This window comes from Pseudoalteromonas lipolytica, assembly GCF_001306915.1.
GTDB lineage: Bacteria > Pseudomonadota > Gammaproteobacteria > Enterobacterales > Alteromonadaceae > Pseudoalteromonas > Pseudoalteromonas simplex.
The window spans coordinates 142,014-166,094 of sequence record NZ_LJTC01000008.1 but is presented as its reverse complement, the minus strand read 5'-3'; the positions used below and the strand labels follow the sequence as shown (position 1 = coordinate 166,094).

Genomic DNA, 24,081 nt, shown 5'->3' with positions numbered 1-24,081 from the left:
GGTTAAAGCGTGCAACTCACCGTCCAGTCAGCAGATGTGCCTGGCTCTGTGCTCGTCCACCACTTTGCTTCGTAAATCACGTTGTTGTGATTCATTAGGTCGCCGCCAACAGCATGGCTTGGATTACCAGCCCAATCAGTTTGCGGCCAATTTGGATACACAGGGATACTTGCTACATCAACACCATTACAACTTCCCTCGCCACCCGTATCACCACCGGTGTCACCGCCAGTATCACCACTGCCAGCTGTGCCATCTGGTAGCATTGGGTATTCGTATTTGAAGGCATAGGTTTTGCCATTTTTCTCAATGGTGAAGTTAGTTGGCCCCGTAATTGGCATGTAGTACATAACTTGCGCCTCAACGGTTTCACCTGTGTTAAATGACTTTTCGATACCGCCCCACTCATTCACTAAGGTGATTGAAAAACGATGGAACTCATTTTCAAAGCCGCCGATATTATCGCCAGCCGCATTAGAGCCATTCGCTTCAACAGCCATGCCGAGCTTTTCTTGTGCATTCCAATTTGATTTGAAAATTGCCGAGGTAGAAACGGGCACATCAAAGCTGATTTTCGCGCCGCTTAAGTCGATATCTGAGTTATTCGTGAATGCGAATGTAGGTGAAATTGGGTAGTTATCATCACCAATTGGGAAGTCTTTCACTGTAAAGCTTACGTCAACCGCCTCGCTTGGCAGGGTAAAATCGACATTGCCTTGATGAGTGTTGTAAGCCACACCACTTTGGTTAAATTTATCGTAAGCAAGTGTGGTTAAGCTTGAGCCCATGAAGTACTCACCTTTCGCTGAGTCATAATCATAGTCACCGGCAAGCTCCCAGAACATGATGCCGCCAAGGCCATTGTTGATAACATAATCAACTTTGGTTGCCATTGATTGCTCATCTTCAATTGATAAGAATACCTTTTTCTCTGCATTCCAAAGCCATGGAGCAACCGCTACATCATCGTAAAAACGTGTATAAGTACCCGTTAATACATCATCTGCATCGGTTTCTGGCGTTAGACCATAGATTTCAAGGTAAGAAGGGTTAATGCCATTTTCAAGATTTTTCGCATGCCATAGTGGGTTAGAACCTGCTGGCATTTCTTCACCAACATCGTTCTTATCGTGCCATAGGTTATCAATGCCGAGTGCGCCATTACCGCATTGATTTTTCTCACCAACGCCAGTCCCTTTCGCACATTTTGATTGATCTGGTAGCGCTGCTTGGCCCCATAAACCATTAGTACCACCGGATACATCTTTAAAGCCACGGGTATAATATGGAATACCAATATTGATTCGACCTGCAGAGACCGCACCGCGGAAGTAACGCACAGCCCAATCCGTATTTAAGTAGCCAATACCTTCAAACTCAGCGGTGGTATAAACGCCCCATTGCGCTAATTCAGAATCAAGACCGGTATCAAACAAGGCTGCGTTATGGCCTACATGTGAATTCCATGCACCATGTAAGTCATAAGACATAATGTTAACGTAGTCGAGATACTTCACGCTTTGGAATGTTTCCATGCCACGTAATAAGTAACCTGAAGATGGCGAAGCAATCGTTAGTAAGTAATGTTTACCTGCCTTTTCACCTGCAATATCAAGCTCTTCACGTAGTTTTTGCATCAATACACGATACGAGGCGTTAAGACCTGCGCGACGAGCATTAGAGATAGGAAAATCATCAGGGTGGCCTGAGTCATTCATTGACGATGGGTATTCGTAATCAATATCGACACCATCAAAACCGTAGGTTTCAATAAACTCAACGGCACTTTTCGCAAAGGCATCAATCCCCGCTTGGTTCACTGAGCCATCGGCATTGGTTGTCATCGTGTAGAAACCACCGCTGTTTACGCGAGTACCGTCTTCACCAAAATAACCACCTGTTTCAGCCCAGCCACCTACAGAGATTAAGGTTTTTACATCTGGGTGTTGTTTTTTGAATTTATTGAGTAAGTTAAAGTGACCTGTGTAACTAAAGCTTGGATCCATTTCAGCGCCTGTAACGCCCGGCCAAGTCATGTTTGTCGCTGGGTTGCCAGCTGCATTTGGATCACCAATCGAGACCTTGTTATTACCATCAACATGCGCAAAGGCATAGTTAATATGGGTGATCTTGTCCCAAGGAATATCGTTAACTAAGTAGCTTGGCTGACCATTGGCACCATTTCGCCAACTCGTAAAATAACCAATAACGCGGCGTGGATGATCTGGGCCCATTTTCTCGCGGCCATTTGCATCATACACGCTACAGTATGGGGTATTGACACCCGGTGTTTGGTATAAGCCTTGTGGTTTACAATCTGTACCTGGCTCTGTTGCTTCAACAACATTCACAACTTTGCTTTGTGTATCCGTCGCGCCTTCGTTATCGGTCACCGTTAAGGTAAATGAAAATTGCCCAAGTGCTGGAGCCTGCCACGTGTAACTTGAAGAAGCAGCACTTGCTTGATGAACTTCAGTGCTGTTTTCAGTTAACGATAACGCAGTCACTTGGCCATCGCTATCAGTGCCAGAAAGCGCAAACACCACACTGTCACCCACCGTTACTTGTGATGGCAGTGAGCTAAATTCAATGCTTGCCACTGGCGCTTGGTTATCCGGCTCAACGTCATCAGACACACTCACTGAATGTGCAACCGCTGTAGAGGTTAGCCCTAAATCATCCGTTGCGACCGCACTGATCACATGGCTGCCTTGGGTTGCTTGCCAGCTCGCAGAGTAAGGTGTGCTTGTCACAACACCCAGCGATGTTCCATCAACAAAAAACTCAACACTTGCCACGCTACCATCAGGATCAGCGGCAATCGCACTTATGACAACGCTGTCACTTGTGGTAAATAAAGAACCCTCTGCGGGTGTTAAGCTGCTAATTTGAGGTGCTTGATTCTCATTGACAACGCTGTCACAAACACCCAATAAACGCCACTCTTGATCGACACCAGAAGTCTCCACAGGGTTAGTTTGCGTCCACCACTTGGCTTCATAAGCGCTACCTTGTGCTTGAACCTGATCACCACCAACATGAGTTTGCCCTTGTTGCCACACTTCTAAGTTGCTGCAATCAATCGCAGCCTGTGCTGTAAAGCCGTATAAACCTAGTGACAGCGCACTCAGTTTAAAGGCATTTTTTATTAATTTATGCGAGCTCATTCGCTCCCTCCGCCCAAAGTTTTAATAACATTTATTTTACAAATCCAACTTTAAAGTAACACAAAGTGCTATTACGTCAAGTTTGCATTTACCTATAAAGGGTAAAATAAACACACTTTTTGATGCAAAATTTAAATATAAACACTAAAAAAGAATTAATTATTTTTATTGAAAAGCAAAAACGAGGATGATTCTACAGTGTAAAAATGAACATAAAATTAACAATATTTTAACCGCAAAAGTACGGTTTATCTGGTTTGCGCACAAAATAGTCAGAGGTTATGTGAGGTAAAACAAAAATAATTACCGTATCGATTCTGGGTATATAACGAATAAATTAGTTTTTAGGTAAAAATTTCTATCAAAATTGGGGGAAATTTATTCTTAACACGAATTTTAGTCATAAAAAAAGCAAACACTCAGTGTTTGCTTTTCACAAAAATCCTATTTGATCACAACTTAATTAAGCAGCGATTAAATAGGACTCTCGTCCTGCATGTTTAGCCTTACGTTGATATGCACCTTTACCTTTTTTAGGTTTCTCTACTTTTGCTGTGAACAGCTTAGATGTCACCATTGCGGCGTACACATTGTCGTTGATTACACCACGACCAGTATCAACTTGGCCTTGCGCGCGTTGTTTCTTTTTGCTCATTTTTTACTCCTATTAAACGTGCTGCGAGTATATACCTAGCCTAGCGCTACGCAAGTATTTTTAATAAAAAAACGATGATTTTTTACCCCTTATTTTGTCTTACTCGTTTTGACTAAACACCATTCCTTGTTGTCATTTTACTGACTAAATTCGCTTTTTGATTGCATTCACTACCTAACTACTGGCAAAACTAGCGAAACCATCCATAGTTAATTAAAAACAAACAGGATTACGATGACTGACTTTCTCTTAATCGCCTATATTTTCCTTATTGCAGGCATTATTGCCGTGCCTATTGCCAGCAAACTGGGGTTAGGCTCAGTACTTGGCTACTTACTCGCTGGTATTGTTATTGGGCCAACACTGACATTTTTAAATGTTGATGTGATTGCCATCCAGCATTTTGCTGAATTTGGTGTGGTAATGATGCTGTTCATTGTTGGCTTAGAGCTTGAACCCAAAGCGCTTTGGTCAATGCGAAAACAGCTTATTGGCCTTGGTGGCGGACAGGTAGTTTTATCAGCTGCCGCCTTTACGGGTATTGGTTTAGCATTTGGTCATGCTTGGCAAACTGCACTTACAATAGGCTTAATTTTATCACTTTCATCGACCGCGATTGTGCTGCAAACGCTTTCAGAGCGCGGGCTATTAAAGTCAGATGGTGGTCAAGCCTCATTTAGCGTTTTACTTACTCAAGACATAGCCGTTATTCCTATGCTTGCGTTTATTCCCTTGCTTGCTTTACCTGAATTAGCGCCAGCCATTGCAGATACAGCTCATACAAGTGAAGACACTCATGCTAGTTTAAGCTTGGTGGCGGGTCTTGAGAGCTGGCAAGCAGCGCTGGTTACTTTAGGTATGATAGCGCTCGTTGTTTTTGGTGGTAACTACTTAACCGCACCCATTTTTAGATTTGTAGCACAAGCACGGCTTCGCGAATTATTTACTGCAACAGCCCTATTCTTTGTTATTGGTATCGCTTTGATGATGTCGTTAGTAGGCTTATCACCTGCACTTGGTACTTTTTTAGCGGGTGTTGTGCTTGCAAATTCACCTTATAAACACGAACTCGAAAGTAATATCGATCCCTTTAAAGGGCTGTTGCTAGGATTATTCTTTATCACCGTTGGCGCTAGTATCAATTTTCAATTACTCGCAGATAACCTAGCTACCATTGTGCTCTTAACCAGTGCATTGATTGTAACAAAAACAGCTGTACTGCTTATTTTAGGTCGTATTTTTGGTCTTAGAGGCGCCGCACTCTGGTTGCTAGCACTGGGGCTTGCTCAAGCTGGTGAGTTTGGTTTTGTACTACTTGCTTACAGTGTCTCTAATAATGTATTGGCAGACAACATCGCCGACCAACTTTTACTGGTTGTTACTTTATCCATGCTACTTTCACCTGGGTTATATATCCTTTATCAGCGTGTGATAGCACCCCGTTTCATTTGTGAGCAACCAGGAAAAGAAACAGACGAGTTTCCCGATGATAGCCATGTGATCATTGCAGGCTCAGGCAGAATGGGTGGGCTGGTTGACCGTATTTTACAAGCTGGCGGCTATAAAACGACTGTGATTGATTACAACTACAAGCAACTCGAAGCCTTAGAGCGTGTTGGTATTCGTAATTTCTTTGGTGATGCAACTCGACCAGACTTACTCAGTGCTGCAGGCATTGAAGATGCAAAACTGCTGGTTGTTGCGCTTGATGATGCCGAACAAATCACTAAATTAGTTCGTTATGCGATGCAAAATTACCCGCATTTACATGTGGTTGCCCGCGCTGTAGACCGCCATCATGTATACGATTTATGGGCTTACGGTTGTCGAGATATTATTCGCGAAACATACGACAGTACCATGCGTATGGGCCGCTCAGCTTTTGAAGCACTCGGTATTGAGCAAGAGAAAGCCCAAGAGATGGTCGATATTTTCAGTGAGTTCGATAAAGAAATGCTACGCGAAGCCGCCGATGTCTACGAAATCGGCGTGCCATTCGAAGAAAACCATGCCTATATCGAGCGGATCAACAAGATATTCGATGAAAAAGAACCCGAAATAAAACAACAAATGCGCGAGATTTGCGACCGAGTGGTTAATGGTTCGAAATAGCAAAAATATTACAATTATGGAGGAGGTGTTTTCACTTCCTCTTTTTCTTCTCATAAACTTCTCTTTGTGAAAATAATTTTAATCACAGACAACAAAGAGGCGCTTCGCGGTACACAGAGAAAACAAAAACTCTCAAAGAGGCTGCGCATTGAATAGGATAAAACGCGATATGAAATCGCTGCTACAAATTTGATGTCGTTCGTAGGAATGGCTTCAGCCATGAACTCTCAAACACCACACCTATGTAAAACAACTAGACGTAGGCGTGAAATTTATTTCGCGCGCCATACAAGCTTACGCCTACGTAGCAGCGGCTTTATGCCGCGACATTGGTGATGGATGCGAATTATAAGGTGCGAGATTAAAATCGCAGCTACAAGTTCGTTTCTCGTAACTTACCTGAATGTGAAGATATTAAATAATGTAATAAGGAGTATTACAGCATGGAAAGGCTTAATAAAAAGGAAAAGCTGCTATCAATTTTGTTCGGATTGGCAGCAATTATTAATTTAACTGTCGGTGTTTATTCGCTTATATTACAAGGCCTAGACTGGTTAGAGTTCATTAGTTGTCTAGCAATTTCACTTATAATTTTAGCGGGTAGCTTAAACCCAAAGCTATTCTTTAAACCGGTAAAAAAATTATTTTCACCACGCTTCACTTTAGAGCCAATAATTAATTCGACTGTCTACTACACAATTATAGTTGCAGGTTGGATTTTGTTATTTGGAAGCATTCTACTAAATAGATTCTGGAGTGCTTAAATGCAGATGAAAACTCAAAAAAGCGAAATAAAACGCGATATGAAATCGCTGCTACAGACTCGCATCTAGTATCTCGAAACTCGCAAACTTTCCCCTTGCAACTCTCTAATTAAAGACAAATGTCGGACACTACAATTAAGCAAAAAAATAGCGCCGTAAGGCGCTATTTAAGTTTCATATCAACTTAGGAATTAAAAACTAAAACTTAATTTTGCGTAGTAGGTCATACCATCAAAACCATAAGGTAGTGCACGAACAGGGTATTTGAATGCTTTATTTGTAATAAAATCAAGCGCTTCATCTTCGCCTAGTTCGTCTGGCGTTACATCAAAGATATTATCAATACCCGCCGATAGCATGAGTTCGTCAGTTAGCTGATAGCCCACATTAACATCCACTAATACCGCCGATTCTACCGTGCTTGTGTCTTTAAACTCACCGGTAGGTGATAGCTCATCAGGCAAACCAATGTGGTCATTACCAAAGTATTTAACGTCTGTTTCACCATAGTAATTAAAGCGTAGCATGCTGTTGAAATCGCCACGATCGTATTCAAACGTTAGCGTTGCACGCTCACCTGGTTGACCGTCGGTTAAGAAACTACGTTGTAAATCATCAAGGGCGATTGATTCAGGAATACCCTCTGGTGCATTTACATCATCAATTTCAGTTTCGTTAATGTTACCCGCGAAGGTTGCTGAGAAATTACCGTCGTATAAATCGGTGCGGTACGAAGCAATAATATCAACCCCTTTAGTGGTTGAATCAACTGAGTTTGAGAAGTAGTTGGCTTGCTGTGCCCCTGTTGCATTAAGCGCAGCCACAGCCTCGGCACTAAATGCCACATCGTCCGCCGACATTAAGCTGCCAAGGGTAATTCTGTCTTTGATCTCTACATGATAAAAATCAACAGTTAATGATAAATCGCTGGTTACGTTATAAACAAAACCCGCACTTAAGTTTTCAGAGCTTTCAAGGCCTAGACTATCAACGCCAAGTGCTGATGGGAAATCAGAGCCCGCAGTTGCTGTGAATGACTGCAATAACACACCACCAGCACCTAGGTTTGTAGTGTAAGCAGTGTACGCACTTTGTTGCAATGATGGCGCTCTAAAGCCAGACGAAATCGCACCACGCACGGCAAAGTCATCGGTAATTTCATAGCGCGTAGCTAGCTTACCAATGATGTCATCACCGGCATCAGAGAAGTCTTCATAACGAAGCGCTGTACTTACTTGCCATGCGTCCGTTATCAGCGTTTCGGCATTTATATAAAATGCATAGCTGTGACGGCTCTCTTTGTTTGACGCTTCAGGGCGTAAACCGTTATAAGCTTGGAAACCACACTCAGCAAATACGCTGCTGTCGTTTACCGCAGGGTATGAGGTATCTGAATTAGCTAAACCACACGCATAAGACGCTTCTTCGCCCGGCACGATTTCATAATTCTCTTTACGGTATTCAGCACCCACTGATACATATAAAGGCTCACTACGGCCAATATCAACAATACCATTCAGGTCTGTATTTACTGTTGTTTGATCAAACCTAAAGCCACCTGAGTAGCCACCATTAGGGCCTGCATTTGCAACAATATCAGCATCGCTTGCATCAGGGTTATTCGCAACATATTCAGCAGCATACGACGCATTTAGGGTGTTTTTTGACGTGAAATCATAACTGTTTTCACCATATACGGCAGATACGTCATAGCTCCAATCTGGATTTAACTCACCGCGTAAACCAAGTGAAAACGAAATATCTTCAGCTTCGTTATCGATACGAGGTAAAAAGCCATCGCCATATACTTGCACCACGTTCTTCGCTGCTTGGTCAAAGTTACGATAAAAACCATTACCTAGCGCAGTACGGTTTGAGTATCCGCCAAATGAGTAAAGCTCAGTCTCACCGAATGGTAACGCCATGTTATAAAACACAGACGTAAATTCGCTATCAGCGTTACCTTGCCCCCAACGAACCTCGTCAGATAGCGTACCTGCTGGTACATCAACTGAGCCACCAGTATCACGCTCTGCGCGGTTGGTGCCATCAGCATCACGGTATTCTAAAGAAAAGTTAATGAAGCCGCCTTCATCACCTAAATCAAAACCCCGGTTTAAACCCATTGAAATAGTGTCACCATCGCCTTCACCTGTGCTACCTGCTTGCACATAACCCGTTGTAACACCGGTTGAATCGTTTAACGATAAGTTGATAACACCAGCAATCGCATCTGAGCCATATTGCGCCGCAGCACCATCACGAAGTACTTCAACGCCTTTTAAAGCGGTAAGCGGAATCGCGTTCATATCGGTACCTGCAGCACCGGCACCTACAGTACCATTTAAGCCAAAAATAGATTGGTTATGACGGCGCTTACCATTGATAAGCACTAACGTTTGGTCAGGCTGTAAACCACGAAGAGTCGCTGGTCTAAATAAGTCAGAGCCATCTGACACTTGCGTGCGTGAAAAGTTAAATGAAGGAGCCGTCGCTTGCAGACTTTGGCCGAGCTCAGTAAAACCACCTTTGTTTAGGTCATCTGCATCAATTAAATCAACGGGTGATGTTGATTCGGTAGCCGTACGATTAGCAACCCGTGAGCCTAATACAGAGATTTGTTCGATGTTTTTATCTGCTTTGGCAGCAGGTGCTTGCTCAGCTGCCTGCACTGAAGTCGCAGAAACAGCCACACTGACCGCAACGGCCAGCATACTTAAAGAATGTGTTGTCATGTGTATCCTGTTGATATTCTGGCTTTCCTTAAAACAAAAGACGCCCCTTTTGGAGAAATTTAGAAAAGCACTAAGCACGTATTATTGATTTTAAAATCACAAATTTGAAAGCTAACTCAAGCCTGCGAGTTAACCTTTACAAAACATCCTATCAACAAATCCACAAAATGAAAGAAAAAAGAGGTACTACTTAGGTATAAATATTTCTATTTATAGTATTAATAGAGTTTCAGTGGTGGGAATTATTCACTTTACAGCAGAAATAAGCAAAATAATGCAACTATCAGCTTATTTCTACTGAGGTGAGGAGTATTTACTTATCTTGTTCCAACATTGCCAGCTTTTCATCTTCAAGCATTAACGCCATAGTGGCAATTTCAGATAAACTCTCGTCTAGTGCGTTAAAGAAGGTCACAAACCCTTCGCCTAGTTTATCTGGTTCAGGGTGGTTTGCTAGCGCCTGATCCCACATTGCAAAGGTTGTAAGCAAATCGAGAGTTGCTTCAAAATTATCAATAAACAATTGACCATCTTCGCTTTCATTTTCTTGTTGACCATCCGCTTGCAGTAAAAATTGTAAATCGCTGTGCCAAATTTCTTGATTCACGATATAAGCTGCAATATAGCCGCTACAAAAATCTTGCAGTGCTTGGCTTGGCTCATTGCTGTTTACTTCATTTGGATATAATTCGGCTAAAATCTTCTTTTGTTCAACTTGTGCTTCGGTCACATTATCGAGCAGCTCAATCATTGCATCGCGTGGCTCAGAATCCGTCATTAAGGTGTTGAATACCGCTTCATCATTATCAGCAATGTAATTGGCAAGCTCTGACTCTCCAAAAAACTCTGAACAGGCTAACAAACCAGACATATAGCCAAGCACTTGATCCAAACTCACTTGATTCGTTGTACTTTGACTGGCGAGATAGTTGTTAAAAACATCTGAACTTTGTTGATTGAGCATAACGTGCCTTTTCAATAATTTTAAATGGGTTTAGTTCTACACTAGCGAATCCACAAATTTTTGCAACAACTGAAATATTGTCAACTAGTTACCTGACTCAAAACAGGAAATACGCAACTCATTCTTGTGCCAATTCCTTGCGAGCTTTGAATATCAATTCGACCTTTATGTTCATGCACAATAGCATACACCATCGTCATACCCATGCCGGTACCTTCTCCTACTGGTTTAGTAGTGAAAAAAGGATCATATATTTTAGCGATGGTCTCTGCTGACATACCAATGCCATTATCTTCAATGTCGATATATATGTGTTGCTCTAGCTCATAAACATTGATAGTAATTTTTGTTTGAGAGTCTTGATTATCGCAAGCTTGTTTAGCATTAATTAAAAGGTTAACAATTACTTGGCTAATAGCAGCTAGATTACACCAGCTTTGAGATATTGGGCTATATTGCGATTGCAAATGACAATTTCTTAATTGATTAGTAAGAAGTTTCACCGCACTTGTCACTGCATCTGTCATATCAGCAAACTGCATATCCTGACTTTTAGGGCGAGAAAAATTCAACAAGTTCGACACTATTTTACTAATCCGTTGCAAACCTTGTTCTGTATCATCAATTAAATCAGGTAAATCATCAGCAACAAACGCAAAAGAGTGTACTTGGTTTAGATCCACCAGCTGTTGATGAAAAGCCTCTTTGTCTATGTGATTTTCACTAAACTCGCTGCATAATTTCAGTAGCTTGCTGAAGAAACCACAGTAGCTTTTCAAACTATCAAGGTTACTCATACTATAAGCAAGCGGGTTATTAATTTCATGTGCGACTCCAGCACACAATGTGCCTAAAGTTGCCATTTTTTCAGCTTGAATAAACATAGCTTGATGATGCTCTAAATCAGCAACTTTTTGTTCAAGCTCACTATTAACAGCTACCAGAATCCGGCTTTTATCGGCAAGCAATTGTTCGGCCTCTTCTCTGGCCGCTTTCTCTAATAAATATGCTTGTTTAAAATCATCCATTTTAATCTCAAACTGTGTTTGTCTCTTTTAAAACCTAGCACAAGGCTTAATTTAAGGCTATGTTATTGATTAACGATGATTCATAGTAAAATGGCATGGCAGAGCAAATTAGCAAACAACATATTCAGGTTTTATGCATTGATGATGATGAAATAGTGCTGCGAACTCTTTTGCGGTTATTATCAGCTAACAATATCACCGTAAAAGCCTGCTCAGATCCCAAAGATGGACTTAAAACTCTAGCTAATTATAGTTTTGATGTAATTATCTGCGACATGCGTATGCCAAGCATGAATGGGGCTGAGTTTTTCGCACAGGCACTCACCATTGCTCCTGAACCACAGCGCATTTTGCTAACCGGTTACTCAGATATAGAAAACACGATTGCTGCAGTCAATATCGGTAAAATTCATACTTACATACAAAAACCATGGCAAAACGAATTACTACTAAGCAATATAAATGATGCGATAGAAAAAACATCTTTGAAACGCCAGAATCAACAGTTAGAGCAAAAAATTAAAGCGCAAAACAGCCAACTAAAAGAGTTAAACAACAACCTTGAGCAAATGGTAGAAAAGCGCACACAACAAATCCGTAAAGTATTAAAACAACTTGAAACAGTAAATGAACGAGAGAAGCATGAGCATCGCGCTACTTTTGAGATTTTATATAACTTTATAAATGCCAACCCTTACCTAGATGGAACACAAGCTCAAAATATTGCTGCTACCTGTAAACAACTAGCCACGCGCCTTGGTCTAGACAATCAACTTATAGAAATGACAGAAATTGCAGGATACTTATCACAAATAGGTCTACTTGCAATGGAGCCAGAGCTTTATAAAAAACCAACTAGAGAGCTCACTGAAACACAACGAAAACTATTTTATACGCACCCAAGCACAGCACAATTAATGCTCATGCCTGCGCCTCACTTAAGTGATGTATCTGAAGCAATTTATTACCAATTTGAACACTATAATGGGACAGGAAAACCGAAAGGGTTAAAAGGGAATGAGATTCCAAAAGCCGCGATGATATTAGCTGTAGCCCGTGATTTTTGGCAAGCCGTTGCACAACTTTCAAGCTCAGAGAGTAGTAATTTTGAAAGGGCTCGCGATCAATTACAGCTCTATAGCGGAACATACTATCACCCAAAAATTTTAGAAATATTTAATAGCTTAGAAATTAACTGTGCGAGTGTCCAAAATGTTGGCACTATGAAAATTCTTTCAGCACAAAACCTTAAAAATGGCATGGTGCTTGGTCACGCGCTCAGAAATTACGACGGTATTTTACTGTTGCCAAAAGGGCATGTATTTGGCCCTAAATCGATTAATAAACTGCAACAACTAGAATCGAAAAAACCGAACCCTTTCAGGATCATGATCAAAAATTAGCGAATAAAGTGATCACATAGTCAGCTTACTTCGTTACAATGTGATTTATATTACGATTACTTCATACAGGAGCACTCAGTGTCGCGATTTTCCGCCATTACCGATAAGCCGCACGACGGCCGATTCAACAAAAAAACGGGCATTTTACTGACCAACTTAGGGAGCCCAGACGCCCCTACTACCGCGGCACTTAGAACATATTTACGCGAGTTTTTATCAGACCCACGAATTGTCGAGATCCCGCGTTTCATTTGGATGATCATCCTTTATTGCTTTGTACTTACGTTACGCCCAAAACGTTCAGCAGCACTTTATAAAAGTATCTGGACTGAAAACGGCTCACCGCTTACTCATATTACCCGAGAGCAAAGCAAAAAGTTAGCAGCCCTTTTAAAAGACAAAGGACACCACGACACCGAAGTAGTTATGGCCATGCGCTACGGTAACCCTTCAATTGAAGCAGGCCTTGAAGAGCTGCGCGAAAAAGGTATCACTCGCGTGATTGTGCTGCCTATGTACCCACAATATTCAAGCACGACCATTGGCTCAACATTTGATGCAGTATCAAATGTGCTTCGCAAGTGGCGCTGGGTGCCAGAGCTACATTTTATTAATGGTTATCACGACAACCCGACTTACATTGATGCTCTAGCCGCTAGCATTAGCGAAGATCTAAATGCCCATGGCACGCCACAAAAGTTGGTGTTTTCGTACCATGGTACACCTAAACTGTTTTTAGAAAACGGCGACCCTTACTACTGTTTTTGTATGCAAACCACCCGTTTAGTGGCTGAGAAACTTGGCTTTGAAAAAGACTTTGCTGTAACAACCTTTCAAAGCCGTTTTGGTAAAGCTGAATGGTTGAAGCCATACACAGACGCAACCCTTGAAAGCTACCCTGCTGAAGGCATTAAAGACGTTGCAATTTTAAGCCCTGCGTTTAGTGCCGACTGTTTAGAGACACTAGAAGAGCTCGAAGGCGAAAACCGCGAAAACTTTGAGCATGCAGGCGGTGAAAAGTACCGCTACATTCCAGCATTGAATACCCGCGATGACCATATCAATGCAATGTTTGAAGTGATAAAACCACTACTTAAATAACAAAAGGCCCTAGCTATTATATACAGTAACTAGGGCCTTTTTTATTATTGAAGCGTGTCACTAATCTTTGCGTGTCATAACCAAAGTCACCGTACCTGCAACAATTCCCCAAAATGCAGAACCAACCGAGAACAAAGTTAGATTAGACGCTGTGACCAAAAAGGTCACGATAGCGGCTTCGGTATAATACGCCTCAGTTAAAGCTTGCTGTAAGCTACTGGCAATAGTGGCAAATAGTGCGATACCCGCCAACGCCAAAATCAATGCCTGTGGCAAGCTTGCTACCAAACCAACCAAGGTTGCCGCGAGTAGCGCCATAATAATGTAAAACACCCCACCAGCAATGCTTGCCCAATAACGTTTTCTTGGATCTTTATCAGCCTCAGGGCTCATACAAATGGCAGCGGTGATAGCCGCTAGATTAATGGCATAGCCACCAAATGGTGCAATAAATACATTTAATAGCCCGGTTACATTTAACGCTGCCGACACAGGGGCTTTATAGTGATGCGCTTTTAATACAGCAATACCCGGTAAGTTTTGCGACGTCATAGTCACAATAAACAGCGGTAAACCAACACTTATCATGGCGTTTAAATCAAACTCAGGTGCAATGTAAGCAAACTCGCTCATTTTCCACTGCCAGCTAGAGGTATCAATTTGCCCAGTTACACCTGCTATTAAAAATCCCGCCACAACCACTGCGAGCATAGCAAAGCGTGGAAAGTAACGTTTTCCACATAAATAAACAGCCACCATTAACCCAATCACTAAAGGCAGCTCGTTCATAAAGTTGAACACATCAATACCAAAATTCACCAACACGCCTGCAAGCATTGCACAGGCCAGTTGACTTGGGATCTTATTCATCATTTTTTCGAACACGCCAGTAATGCCAGACAAAAACACCAGCGCAGCGGAGAACATAAACGCGCCAACAGCTTGATTTAAGCTATAGCCTTGGGCACTTGAAATAAGGAGTGCCGCTCCGGTTGTTGACCACGCGATAAGAATAGGCACCTTGTAGTAGTAAGACAACGCAATTGAGCTGACGCCCATAGCAAGACCAAGCATTAATACCCAGCTAGCAACCAAATCAGGTGTGCCACCTAACACCATAACGACCTGATAAATAAGCGCAATTGAGCTAGTAAAGCCAATAATAACGGCCACTAACCCCGCAGTTGCTCGACTGATGAGCTGACTCATGTACACACACTCCTTGCAATTAAAAATCTACCATATCCTATGATTTGCCAGATGGCACTGTACACTTTTGTAGTATTTTAAGATTAATTTACTATACAGAAGAGGCATTTACTGCAATGCCAAACATTAACAAAATTTAATTTTCTCTCCACCTTCAAGCAATCCTTACTTAGTTAAACTGCAAACACTGACTAATTTAAGGACCAATCATGACAAAACTAATCAATCAAAATCGCCTATCTATTATTTCGTTAGCAACAATCAGTGCACTACTTTCAGGCTGTGGCAGTAGTAGTAAGAGTGAGGAACCAGTACAAAATACTCTCACTTTGCCAAGCTTATTAGTCGGTGAGGTAAGTGCGATATCAAGTAACAGTATTACAGTTAACCAACATCAAATAGCCACAAATAATGCTGACATTGAGGTGGATGACAACCACGCATTAATCAGCGATCTAAAAGTGGGTATGATGGTTGAAGTTGAAACAAATGGTAAAGAAGCAACTCAGATTGATTATGATCCAAGTTTTAAAGGGCCTGTTAGTATCAATGAACAAGGCGCTACAATTGCGGGCTTCAAGTTAAATAATTTAAATACCGAAAACCTTTCAAATGGTAGCCTGGTTGAATTAAGCGGTTATAACAATAGCCATAGTGAATTTACGGTTACCTACCAACAACCATTATCTAACAGCGCAGAATTAGAACTCGAAGGTTTCATAACAGATCTAAACACTGCCTCTTATACTTTTAAACTAGGTGATTTAACTGTTCAATATCAACAGACAGACATCGACGGCGCATTAGAAAACAATCAATTCGTTGAAGTAGAGGGCCGCTTAGAAGGTAACTTATTAATGGCACAAGAGGTTGACGCTGAACATAACTTTACAGCTGATGACGATCTAGATACAGCGCTTTTTGGTACAATTACCTTCATCAACAATGACGCTTCCTTGGTTACCCTGAACAATCAATGGCAAGTGAGTATTACCGATCAAACTAAATTTGAAGATACCACTCGCGCTACATTAACCATAGGAGATACGATAGAAGTAGATGCCATCTGGCAGCAAGCTAATAATTGGTTTTTAGCCCACGAAATAGATCTGGAGAAAAGCCACACTTCGCCTAATTTAAGCAGTAATTTTAGTGTTTCTGGCTTTGCCAATTACAGCAATGGCAACATTATTATCAATGGCATCAGCTTGAAAATCACAAATAGAACCGTTTTTGAAGATGGGTTAACAGCAGATACTCTTTCAGGTGAATGGTTAGAGCTTGAAGGTCTTATTGATGGACAGAGCTATATTGTCAGTGAAATCGAACGTGATAACAGCAATGAACCTCTTGAATTAAAAGGCATAGTAACAGTAACTGAATCGCAACAGGCTAGTTTATTCGGCTACATCAGTGAAGATAACAGCTTAGCGAGTTTTACAGAACAATATGTTGATCTAGAATGCCAGTGGGTACAAGATAACATTGTACGTGCATGTAAGCTTGATGATTAACAACAAAATACAACAATGGCAGCACTAAACGTGCAGCCAAACTAATGTCGAAATATTATGAAAAAACTAGTTTTAACTTGCCTGTGCTTAATTTCTGGCCTTGCTTTTGCTGCAAGTTCAGCCATTTTTAATATGCTAGATTCAAGCACAGCCCCCGCCCCGACTGAAGTTTTATATAACATAGAACAGCACTATGCGAAAAATGCCGTTATTGTTGAGTTTGAGCTGGAAATTGAAAATGGTCAAAGCGTATTCGAAGTCACTTTATATGAAGCTAAAAAACAACGATTTATCGAATTACTTTTAGACAGTGCGGGAAAGGTAATAGAGCTTGAGTATGAAGCTCCGGAGCTTGATGAACAAGAAGAAATAGCAGCTGCTAATTTGATGAGCCGTAAAGGTTACACATTACATGGTTTAGTAACACAACTAGATAGTGAGCCAACACACTACCTAATTGAAGCCCAATTAGAGCAAGACATGGGTATCACATACATGGTCGCCACATTCGTAACCAGCAAAGGGCGTCACAAAAAAGCGATTGATCTTGAGACGGGTAAGAACTTACCTTTGCTTCGTTGGGGCAATTAATGAAACTATTATTAGTTGAAGACGACCAGCAAAATCGCGAGTTTTTATACAAGGCTTTTATTGAGCAAGGCTACACATTAGATTGCGCAGAAGATGGTCAACAAGGGCTTATGCTAGCGACGTGTGAACATTACGACGCGATTATTCTAGATCGTATGCTTCCTAAGCTTGATGGTTTACAGGTATTGTTAGCATTAAGAGCAACCGGCAAAACAACGCCAGTATTAATACTATCAGCACTAGATAAAGTAGACGACAGAGTGACAGGTTTAAAAGCCGGCGGTGATGATTATCTAACAAAACCCTTCTCTTTTTCTGAATTAGCTATTCGAGTCGAAAACTTAATAAAACGGCATACCTTTCATGCCCCACTGAGCACTAAAATTAGTCTTGCCAATTTATCGCTCGACTACAGTAATCAACGAGTTGAAGTAAACACTAAAACTGTTAATTTACAGCCCAAAGAATTTAAATTGCTTAGGTATTTATTAGATCACCAAGACAAATTAGTCACCCGTACCTTATTGTTTGAATCGGTATGGGAATATCATTTTGATCCTGGCACCAACGTTATTGACGTGCATATTGCGAGGCTTCGTAAAAAGCTCACAGAAGCGTCCGCGCAATTAGAAATCGAAACAGTTCGCGGTGTCGGCTACCGCTTAAAAGCTAGTGAGAGTTAATGTACGAAAATAACCTACGTTTGTTCGACCCAAGAAAAAGCTCAGTTTGGCGTTTAACATTGGCCTTTGCAGCAATTACCGCTGTTACTTTATTACTTGCGATTACTTTAATCTACCAACTGTTACTTGGCGAGCAAAGCCGTCAAGTTGAACGGCGCCTTGATGCCGAAAAAACACGTATCGAAGCGCTCGCCTCCGAATTTGACAAGCAAAGCTTTTTTCAACAGCTGGATGTTTTCAGAAGCGAAGGTGATATTTTAATTTTTTGGCAGAGTGATTATGAACAAAGCCAGCAGCTAAGCTTTTTACCCGATAATATCCCCTCACTCCCCGAAACAGTTGTTTTTCCTGTTCTTGATACCGGACGAGGTCAAATACGCCTACTCACAACAGGCAAAGTTAAAACCGTTTATGGCAATATCGTGCTCGCCACTGCCACAGAGCATTTACAACGTTTAATCATCGATTTCAAATCAATCGCTAGTTGGACTTTTATCTTAGCAATAGCGTTAACAGGCTTGTTTGGTTACCTATTTTCTCGTCGACACTTGCGTCGTGTAAACTACTTCAATGCAACAGCCGAACAAGTCCAAAATGGCAACTTAAGCGCGCGTTTATCCCATAAAGATACAGGTGATGAATTTGATCGTTTAGCAGCTCACATCAATACAATGCTCGATGCAGTAGAGGAAAATTTCGCTTTGGTACAGGGAATTACCGATAATATCGCTCATGATCTAAAAACCCCACTGACACGATTAAAACTTAATTTAGAGCAGCGTTTACAAAAGCTGCCAGAAATGGGCTACGAGCTTGAACAGCTCAATAGTATCATTAACACCTTTGACGCCATGCTAAAGCTCACACGTTTAGAACATGGACAGTTTCCGCTGCAGCTCGAAACAATTGATAGTAGTCAACTTGCCAATGATATTAGTGAAATTCTACAACCCAGTGCCGAACAAAACGGTCAATCAATTGATGTCGCTATTTCTTCACCTTGGCAATTAAGCGGTGATCGAAACCTGTTGTTTCAAGCAATTTTTAACCTAGTCGAAAATGCTATAAAGTACGCTGGTAAGGGCGCAACGATTAAAATAATAATTGCTGAAAAAAGTATATCAGTTGTCGACAATGGTAAGGGTGTCAACGAACATGATTTACAACAGCTCACAAAACGCTTTTATCGCAGCGATCCGGCGCGTCAAAAAGAAGGGTTTGGTTTAGGCCTTGCAACCGTACAAGCAATTTGCAACCGCCATTCACTCAACTTATTTCTAAGTTCAGAAAATGGCTTTTGTGCAAAAATAACCGAAGATTAAGCTGCGCTCTCAGCTGCTTTTTCTTGCGCTTCTGGTTTTGTGGGTTTATCAAAAATACCTAAACGAATGCGAATAAAGTGCAAAATCTCTTTAGCGACATCAATACCCAACGCACCTTCTAAGCCTTCAAAGCCTGGACTTGAGTTTGCTTCACAAATTTTAAAGTGCTGCTCATCAAACAATAAATCGATGCCTGCTACATCAAGGTTGAGTACGTTCGCTGTTTGGGTTGCAAGCCATTCGATTTCTGGCGTAATAGGAAATGACTTACCTGTGCCACCTGCACTAACATTGGCTTTAAAGTTTTTACCCTGTGAGTTACGTTCCATACATGCAACAGCACGACCACCGATAGTAAGTACTCGCAAATCACGGCCATGACTGGACTTAACAAACTGCTGTAAAATGATGTTTGCTTGTGGATTTGCAGCCTCAATCAGCTGCATTAAGTCATCAAACTCTTCTTTTGATTTTGATAAAAATACACCACTCCCCTGCGAGCCCGATAAGGTTTTAATAACCACAGGAAAGCCAATTTGCTTTTCAACCAAATCAATATTCACCGGAAATTTAACCAACATGGTATTTGGCGTTGGTAAATTACACTCTGCAAGAATTTGCTGTGCAAATAATTTGTCTTTTACTGTTTCGATGGATTGCGAACTGTTAACACAGTACACACCTAAACGTTCAAGGTGGCGAATAATCGCTAGCGCAAAATAAGTTGTACTTGCCCCCATGCGAGGGATAACAAAATCGGGGAGCTCAACTGACTTACCATCAATTAAAATACTTTTACCGTCTTCACGGGTAATTGTCAGGTCAAATTGATCAGGCGAATAAACTTGTAAATCTATGCCCTCTTCTTCGGCTGCAGCAAGTAAACGTTTTACTTCATAGGTTTCTTGTTTTAACAAGCCTTGGCTATCTTTATAAATGATCCACCCGCGCATGCTTGGTACCTCTGGTCTTTGAGTTTCGGTGACAAAAAAACGCGGATTATGCTGAGCATTCAAAGCCGAGTAAAACAAATTAATTTTATCGACACGATAATAAAAACCACTACTTAGTGATTAACCATTGACCGGGTTGTTAACTTAAGGTAAAAACTAACAATGAGTTAACATAAAAACCCGTAAGAGAAACATGTGAACAGGACGCTTGCATTAATCTTCATTCTGCCACTTACAGCATTTGCACTGAATGAATGGCACATTCAAAGTGATGGTTTTAAAACAAAACCAAGCACACAGCAGTTTGTTGCCTCTTACAAAGCGCAGGCCGACCAAATAGCCCCACAACCCATTGTGAACTTAACTGCGCCGCTTAATCAGCTATCTAATCATGCGCACGATTATCTATATAAACAAGGCCGTTTGCCTGACCAATTAGCAAACACCGCATTCAGCGAATTTGATTTAGACACCCTAAAAACCTTACAACCCGGCGATCACTTTATTTTAGTGATCGATGAATACCTTAGTTACACCGTCGAAATTAGTAACATTATTGAAGCCAGCAATGGCGATAGAAGTGTATTTGGCAAGGTCAATGATCAAACTAAAACAGGTCATCAAGCCGTGATGACCCTCACAGAAAACACCCTACAAGGCCAATTTGATGCCGGTAATCAAAGCTACAAGTTTCAAAGCCATGGTGAGTACGGGTGGGTAACGAAGTTGTAGGTAACGGGTGTGAGTCTGTAGCTGCGATTTGACATCGCGTCCAAGAACCTAAATCCTAGCGCCCAGTGCCTAATGTATTAATTCGTAGGCGTGAAACTTGTTTCGCGCGAAATAAATTTCACGCCTACGGTATCGTATTTAGCCTTAGTAATGTGCTGGCACAAACTAACTCAAAGCTTACTGCTTCATAGCCGGCCACAAACTTGCGCCGTCGCTGTCGATTGGGCTTAAAATCTCAAGGCCAAGTATTTTAGCGATCAGCGGGTACACATCTAAATTACTTACTTCGTCTAAACGAAGGCCTTGTTTAAAGGCGGGGCCAGTGGCGATAAAGGTTGCGGCCATATCTTCGCTGTAAGCGTAACCATGAGTGCCTAGGTAACCAGCCATTTTACTGTCGGTAAACACACGAGGTGCGTCGGTTTGTAAAATAATATCGCCAACGCGCGGGCCTTTATTATAGTGATAATCACGCTTTTGCTGCTCGCTTAGCACGACGTAACGACCATCTGCGGCTTTAGCAAGCTTTTTGCTGAACCCGTTGATGTCTGCTTTGCTATCTGGTTTTGCATAATATAAAACCCGAGGGCCGGTGTTTTGCACTATGAAGTTTTCATCTTGCGGCAAGCTATCAATTTTAATACTAAGGCTTGGATCAACAGAGGTCATTCCGTGATCAGACACAATCACCAAGTTAATGTTTTCATCAAGCGCTTTTAAACGGCTCGATAAATCAGCCATTAAACTATCGAGCTTTTGCACTGCGTCATAAGTCTCTTTGGCATCTGGGCCAAACTCATGCCCCATGCTATCCACCAGCGAAAAGTAGCTTATAACCAAACGTGGACGCTGCGCTTTTGGTAAGCTCAACCACTGAATAATTTGATCAACACGCTTTTGGTAATCACTGTGTTTTGAATAATGATAAAAGTAATCAGGCAACATACCGTTAAAGCGCGCATCTGATTCAGGCCAAAAATAGGTTGCGGCTTTTAAGCCCTGCATTTGCGCTAGGTTCCAAAGCGGAATACCACTCACCCAAGTGCTATCATCTTTCCCTTTCCCCATTTTGTAACAGTCGTTGCGCTCAGTATCACAAAAGCGGTTCTCGACAATGCCATGATTAACCGGCAACAAGCCGGTAATAATCGACAAATGATTCGGGAAGGTTTTGGTCGGGTAAACAGGACGCATTTTGCTAGCTCGTACGCCCTGCTCACTGATTGCTTTTAAGTGTTTTGCATGGTGTTTTTCAATATAATCCCAACGAAAGCCATCTATCGAAATAAGGACCACAGATTGCTCTTGCTCCGCTTTTACAGCCGAGCTAAACACTAATATACCCGCTAAAACTAATTGCCAAATACGCATGCGAAACCCTTTTTAGTTCAATTTGTTAATTTGCTCAGAAACGTTACCAAACTGTTTTGAAAATTTTGTGATCATGCTCTCAAGCTTTTTCACACTACGCTTTAAACGTGAGCCGTTTATTAGGCTATAAATAAAGCCCCAAATGCCTGTAACCACACTTAATACAATAAACACAGCAACCGGAAGCCCATCTAAATGTTCGACCACTTGCGGGTAATTATTGAGTAAATCAATCCCGGCCTCTGGTACGAGTGTATTTATCAACGGGTAAAAATCTTGAGCATCAAAGTACCACGCTAGCCCTATTGACGTAAGGCCAAGCAGTACCATACGGTTAAAACCATGTACCATACCAAAGCTACGTACTGATGAGTTGCCATAGGCAATGTCTTTACTCACATTAACCGCATACTCTCGGTAATACTTATAATAACGCTTTGTGTCTACACTGCTGTAGGCGTAATACACCCAATCGCCGATATCAACTGAGCCCAATAAATCTTCACCGGCTTTAAAAACAAACGGCTCACCTGTGGCCGTTTCAAGCATAATTTCGCCTTTTAAAGTCGTGCTACGATTGCGATATACCTCTACGCGCTCTTTTACATCGCTACCCACATACATGCCACCTCGATAGGTGGTTGTTGTTTCAGTGGTGGTTACTGTTTCACGTGTTTCATTGGCATGTGCGCTTTGCTCTTTTTCTAATACTTTACCAAGCACAGCACGATGACGAATAGTGCCTTTTTCGTTACGTGCCCAAACATTTTTATGCACGTAATCGTTTTCATACGCAAGACTATATTCATCCATAATGGCATGCTCAAGCTCAGCGATACTAGTTGGTTTGGTTATAGTTGGCTCTAACGCTTTTTGAATGCTAATAGCTTGCTCATCATCTTTTGCAAGCGACTGTTCGTTTGCAGCAATCGCTTCAACATGTTGCTTAGCACCACAGCAATAGCAATGTGCCGCATCTTGGCTGATACGCTGCTGACACGAGATACAAATAACATCTGACTTACTCGGCGTTCTTGCCAGCATGTTATAACCCAATTGATTTAGGGTGGTCGATAGCATCACATCTGTTGCCGCTAAAATCGCATCATACTTTGCTTCTTGTTTGGCTTTGGCTTTTTTATGGTAGTTTTGCTCTGCCATAAACACCCCAATTGCCACAGGCAATGACGCAAGTAGCGCAGGCAAAAACTCAAGCTTTGCAGCTAACAACATGATTAAGAATGTAATAACACTTAGCACCAGCCACAATATCGTTCCACCAGTGTAGTTTCGGCTAATGGTTTTGTCCCAGCTGCGATATTGTTGATCGGCAAAATGCACAATCACAACTGGCATAAAGCGGTCATTTTTAACTATCCGCCTAGCATTGCCATCAGCAATGCGATAATTAAGCGTTAACGGTGTTTCCTGAAAAGCAGTGATCACATTACCCTTTTGTAGGTTAGCAATTACATCTTTTTCTGCATCAACACTAAACTCATGAATAATGCCGTCTTTGTCTTCTACTTCTAGCCACCAATAACCATATAACATGTTGTCGTTATTGGTTTTATAGCGGCGCTTATAGTAATACATTGACTTCACAACACCTGTGATCGTACCCGCTTGTGGCGCATAGTTTTTTACATCAACCAGTAAATCAGGGTTGAGTTCCTCAACCGTGTGCATTTGTCTTTTTTGCTCAAGTGCTTCTCCACAATCACAACAGTGGAGGTCGGTGGCATACACCGTATTTTGGCAATGTTGCATTTTCATT

At 41.6% G+C, this 24,081-nt stretch carries 18 protein-coding genes; 9 read left to right on the top strand and 9 right to left on the bottom strand.

The features are described 5' to 3' along the window. Nucleotides 1-2: 2 nt before the first annotated feature. The gene (locus tag AOG27_RS13015) at nucleotides 3-3,167 is read right to left on the bottom strand and encodes a glycosyl hydrolase family 18 protein (protein WP_054553450.1); all 3,165 of its coding nucleotides are present in this window, start codon (nucleotides 3,165-3,167) and stop codon (nucleotides 3-5) included. A 463-nt stretch (nucleotides 3,168-3,630) separates the two neighbouring features. Next, nucleotides 3,631-3,822 (bottom strand): alternative ribosome rescue factor ArfA, encoded by a 192-nt coding sequence (gene arfA, locus AOG27_RS13010; protein WP_054553449.1) that lies wholly within the window; start codon nucleotides 3,820-3,822, stop codon nucleotides 3,631-3,633. Between the two features lie 234 nt (nucleotides 3,823-4,056). Here arfA and AOG27_RS13005 point away from each other — a divergent pair, with 234 nt between their 5' ends. Both AOG27_RS13005 and AOG27_RS13000 read left to right on the top strand, forming a co-directional pair. Continuing rightward, on the top strand, nucleotides 4,057-5,934 hold the full coding sequence (locus AOG27_RS13005; protein ID WP_054553448.1) for a monovalent cation:proton antiporter-2 (CPA2) family protein: 1,878 nt from the start codon (nucleotides 4,057-4,059) through the stop codon (nucleotides 5,932-5,934). 443 nt (nucleotides 5,935-6,377) lie between these two features. After that, a complete protein-coding gene (locus tag AOG27_RS13000; RefSeq protein WP_054553447.1) occupies nucleotides 6,378-6,698 on the top strand; it encodes a hypothetical protein in 321 nt (106 codons plus the stop codon). Between the two features lie 191 nt (nucleotides 6,699-6,889). On the opposite strand, the gene AOG27_RS12995 is transcribed toward AOG27_RS13000, so the two are convergent. The 3 genes from AOG27_RS12995 to AOG27_RS12985 form a co-directional block, all read right to left on the bottom strand. Continuing rightward, nucleotides 6,890-9,433 (bottom strand): TonB-dependent receptor plug domain-containing protein, encoded by a 2,544-nt coding sequence (locus tag AOG27_RS12995; protein ID WP_054553446.1) that lies wholly within the window; start codon nucleotides 9,431-9,433, stop codon nucleotides 6,890-6,892. A gap of 313 nt (nucleotides 9,434-9,746) precedes the next feature. Further along, nucleotides 9,747-10,397: a UPF0149 family protein gene (locus tag AOG27_RS12990; protein WP_054553445.1), complete on the bottom strand. Its 651-nt coding sequence runs from the start codon at nucleotides 10,395-10,397 to the stop codon at nucleotides 9,747-9,749. Nucleotides 10,398-10,477: 80 nt separating this feature from the next. After that, the gene (locus AOG27_RS12985) at nucleotides 10,478-11,425 is read right to left on the bottom strand and encodes a sensor histidine kinase (protein ID WP_054553444.1); all 948 of its coding nucleotides are present in this window, start codon (nucleotides 11,423-11,425) and stop codon (nucleotides 10,478-10,480) included. A gap of 95 nt (nucleotides 11,426-11,520) precedes the next feature. Between AOG27_RS12985 and AOG27_RS12980 the strand changes: the two genes are divergently transcribed. Next, complete coding sequence (locus AOG27_RS12980; RefSeq protein ID WP_054553443.1) at nucleotides 11,521-12,828, top strand: HD domain-containing phosphohydrolase; 1,308 nt, start codon at nucleotides 11,521-11,523, stop codon at nucleotides 12,826-12,828. A 78-nt stretch (nucleotides 12,829-12,906) separates the two neighbouring features. Continuing rightward, on the top strand, nucleotides 12,907-13,929 hold the full coding sequence (hemH, locus tag AOG27_RS12975) for a ferrochelatase (protein ID WP_054553442.1): 1,023 nt from the start codon (nucleotides 12,907-12,909) through the stop codon (nucleotides 13,927-13,929). Nucleotides 13,930-13,989: 60 nt separating this feature from the next. On the opposite strand, the gene AOG27_RS12970 is transcribed toward hemH, so the two are convergent. Continuing rightward, the gene (locus AOG27_RS12970) at nucleotides 13,990-15,138 is read right to left on the bottom strand and encodes a benzoate/H(+) symporter BenE family transporter (protein ID WP_054553441.1); all 1,149 of its coding nucleotides are present in this window, start codon (nucleotides 15,136-15,138) and stop codon (nucleotides 13,990-13,992) included. A gap of 209 nt (nucleotides 15,139-15,347) precedes the next feature. On the opposite strand from AOG27_RS12970, the gene AOG27_RS12965 reads away from it, so the two are divergent. From AOG27_RS12965 to AOG27_RS12950, 4 genes are read left to right on the top strand one after another with little or no spacing between them, the layout of a single operon-like run. Continuing rightward, nucleotides 15,348-16,652, top strand: coding sequence for a DUF5666 domain-containing protein (locus AOG27_RS12965; protein WP_054553440.1), 1,305 nt, complete (start codon nucleotides 15,348-15,350; stop codon nucleotides 16,650-16,652). Nucleotides 16,653-16,709: 57 nt separating this feature from the next. Then, on the top strand, nucleotides 16,710-17,243 hold the full coding sequence (locus AOG27_RS12960; protein ID WP_054553439.1) for a hypothetical protein: 534 nt from the start codon (nucleotides 16,710-16,712) through the stop codon (nucleotides 17,241-17,243). Next, nucleotides 17,243-17,926 (top strand): response regulator transcription factor, encoded by a 684-nt coding sequence (locus AOG27_RS12955; protein WP_054553438.1) that lies wholly within the window; start codon nucleotides 17,243-17,245, stop codon nucleotides 17,924-17,926. The genes AOG27_RS12960 and AOG27_RS12955 overlap by 1 nt, the downstream gene beginning before the upstream one ends. Beyond that, nucleotides 17,926-19,248 carry an ATP-binding protein gene (locus AOG27_RS12950; protein WP_054553437.1) on the top strand — a complete coding sequence of 441 codons (1,323 nt, stop codon included), beginning with the start codon at nucleotides 17,926-17,928 and terminating at the stop codon, nucleotides 19,246-19,248. Before AOG27_RS12955 ends, AOG27_RS12950 begins: the two co-directional genes overlap by 1 nt. Here AOG27_RS12950 and AOG27_RS12945 read toward each other — a convergent pair. Further along, a complete protein-coding gene (locus tag AOG27_RS12945; protein WP_054553436.1) occupies nucleotides 19,245-20,201 on the bottom strand; it encodes an ATP-grasp domain-containing protein in 957 nt (318 codons plus the stop codon). The genes AOG27_RS12950 and AOG27_RS12945 overlap by 4 nt on opposite strands. A 195-nt stretch (nucleotides 20,202-20,396) precedes the next feature. Between AOG27_RS12945 and AOG27_RS12940 the strand changes: the two genes are divergently transcribed. Next, nucleotides 20,397-20,933 (top strand): hypothetical protein, encoded by a 537-nt coding sequence (locus AOG27_RS12940; RefSeq protein ID WP_054553435.1) that lies wholly within the window; start codon nucleotides 20,397-20,399, stop codon nucleotides 20,931-20,933. Between the two features lie 177 nt (nucleotides 20,934-21,110). Here AOG27_RS12940 and AOG27_RS12935 read toward each other — a convergent pair whose 3' ends face one another. Then, entirely contained in the window at nucleotides 21,111-22,304 is a 1,194-nt protein-coding gene (locus AOG27_RS12935; RefSeq protein ID WP_054553434.1) for an alkaline phosphatase family protein, read from the bottom strand. Nucleotides 22,305-22,316: 12 nt separating this feature from the next. Continuing rightward, on the bottom strand, nucleotides 22,317-24,074 hold the full coding sequence (locus tag AOG27_RS12930; protein WP_054553433.1) for a hypothetical protein: 1,758 nt from the start codon (nucleotides 24,072-24,074) through the stop codon (nucleotides 22,317-22,319). Nucleotides 24,075-24,081 lie beyond the last annotated feature (7 nt).

Bases quoted from the DNA above. Each gene is read 5' to 3' on its own strand.
- AOG27_RS12960 (WP_054553439.1), top strand. From the start codon at position 16,710: ATGAAAAAACTAGTTTTAACTTGCCTGTGCTTAATTTCTGGCCTTGCT.
- AOG27_RS12930 (WP_054553433.1), bottom strand. From the start codon at position 24,074: ATGCAACATTGCCAAAATACGGTGTATGCCACCGACCTCCACTGTTGT.
- AOG27_RS12965 (WP_054553440.1), top strand. From the start codon at position 15,348: ATGACAAAACTAATCAATCAAAATCGCCTATCTATTATTTCGTTAGCA.
- AOG27_RS12950 (WP_054553437.1), top strand. From the start codon at position 17,926: ATGTACGAAAATAACCTACGTTTGTTCGACCCAAGAAAAAGCTCAGTT.
- AOG27_RS13000 (WP_054553447.1), top strand. From the start codon at position 6,378: ATGGAAAGGCTTAATAAAAAGGAAAAGCTGCTATCAATTTTGTTCGGA.
- AOG27_RS12955 (WP_054553438.1), top strand. From the start codon at position 17,243: ATGAAACTATTATTAGTTGAAGACGACCAGCAAAATCGCGAGTTTTTA.
- arfA (WP_054553449.1), bottom strand. From the start codon at position 3,822: ATGAGCAAAAAGAAACAACGCGCGCAAGGCCAAGTTGATACTGGTCGT.
- AOG27_RS12945 (WP_054553436.1), bottom strand. From the start codon at position 20,201: ATGCGCGGGTGGATCATTTATAAAGATAGCCAAGGCTTGTTAAAACAA.
- AOG27_RS12990 (WP_054553445.1), bottom strand. From the start codon at position 10,397: ATGCTCAATCAACAAAGTTCAGATGTTTTTAACAACTATCTCGCCAGT.
- AOG27_RS12935 (WP_054553434.1), bottom strand. From the start codon at position 22,304: ATGCGTATTTGGCAATTAGTTTTAGCGGGTATATTAGTGTTTAGCTCG.
- AOG27_RS13005 (WP_054553448.1), top strand. From the start codon at position 4,057: ATGACTGACTTTCTCTTAATCGCCTATATTTTCCTTATTGCAGGCATT.
- AOG27_RS12995 (WP_054553446.1), bottom strand. From the start codon at position 9,433: ATGACAACACATTCTTTAAGTATGCTGGCCGTTGCGGTCAGTGTGGCT.
- AOG27_RS12970 (WP_054553441.1), bottom strand. From the start codon at position 15,138: ATGAGTCAGCTCATCAGTCGAGCAACTGCGGGGTTAGTGGCCGTTATT.
- AOG27_RS12980 (WP_054553443.1), top strand. From the start codon at position 11,521: ATGGCAGAGCAAATTAGCAAACAACATATTCAGGTTTTATGCATTGAT.
- AOG27_RS12985 (WP_054553444.1), bottom strand. From the start codon at position 11,425: ATGGATGATTTTAAACAAGCATATTTATTAGAGAAAGCGGCCAGAGAA.
- AOG27_RS13015 (WP_054553450.1), bottom strand. From the start codon at position 3,167: ATGAGCTCGCATAAATTAATAAAAAATGCCTTTAAACTGAGTGCGCTG.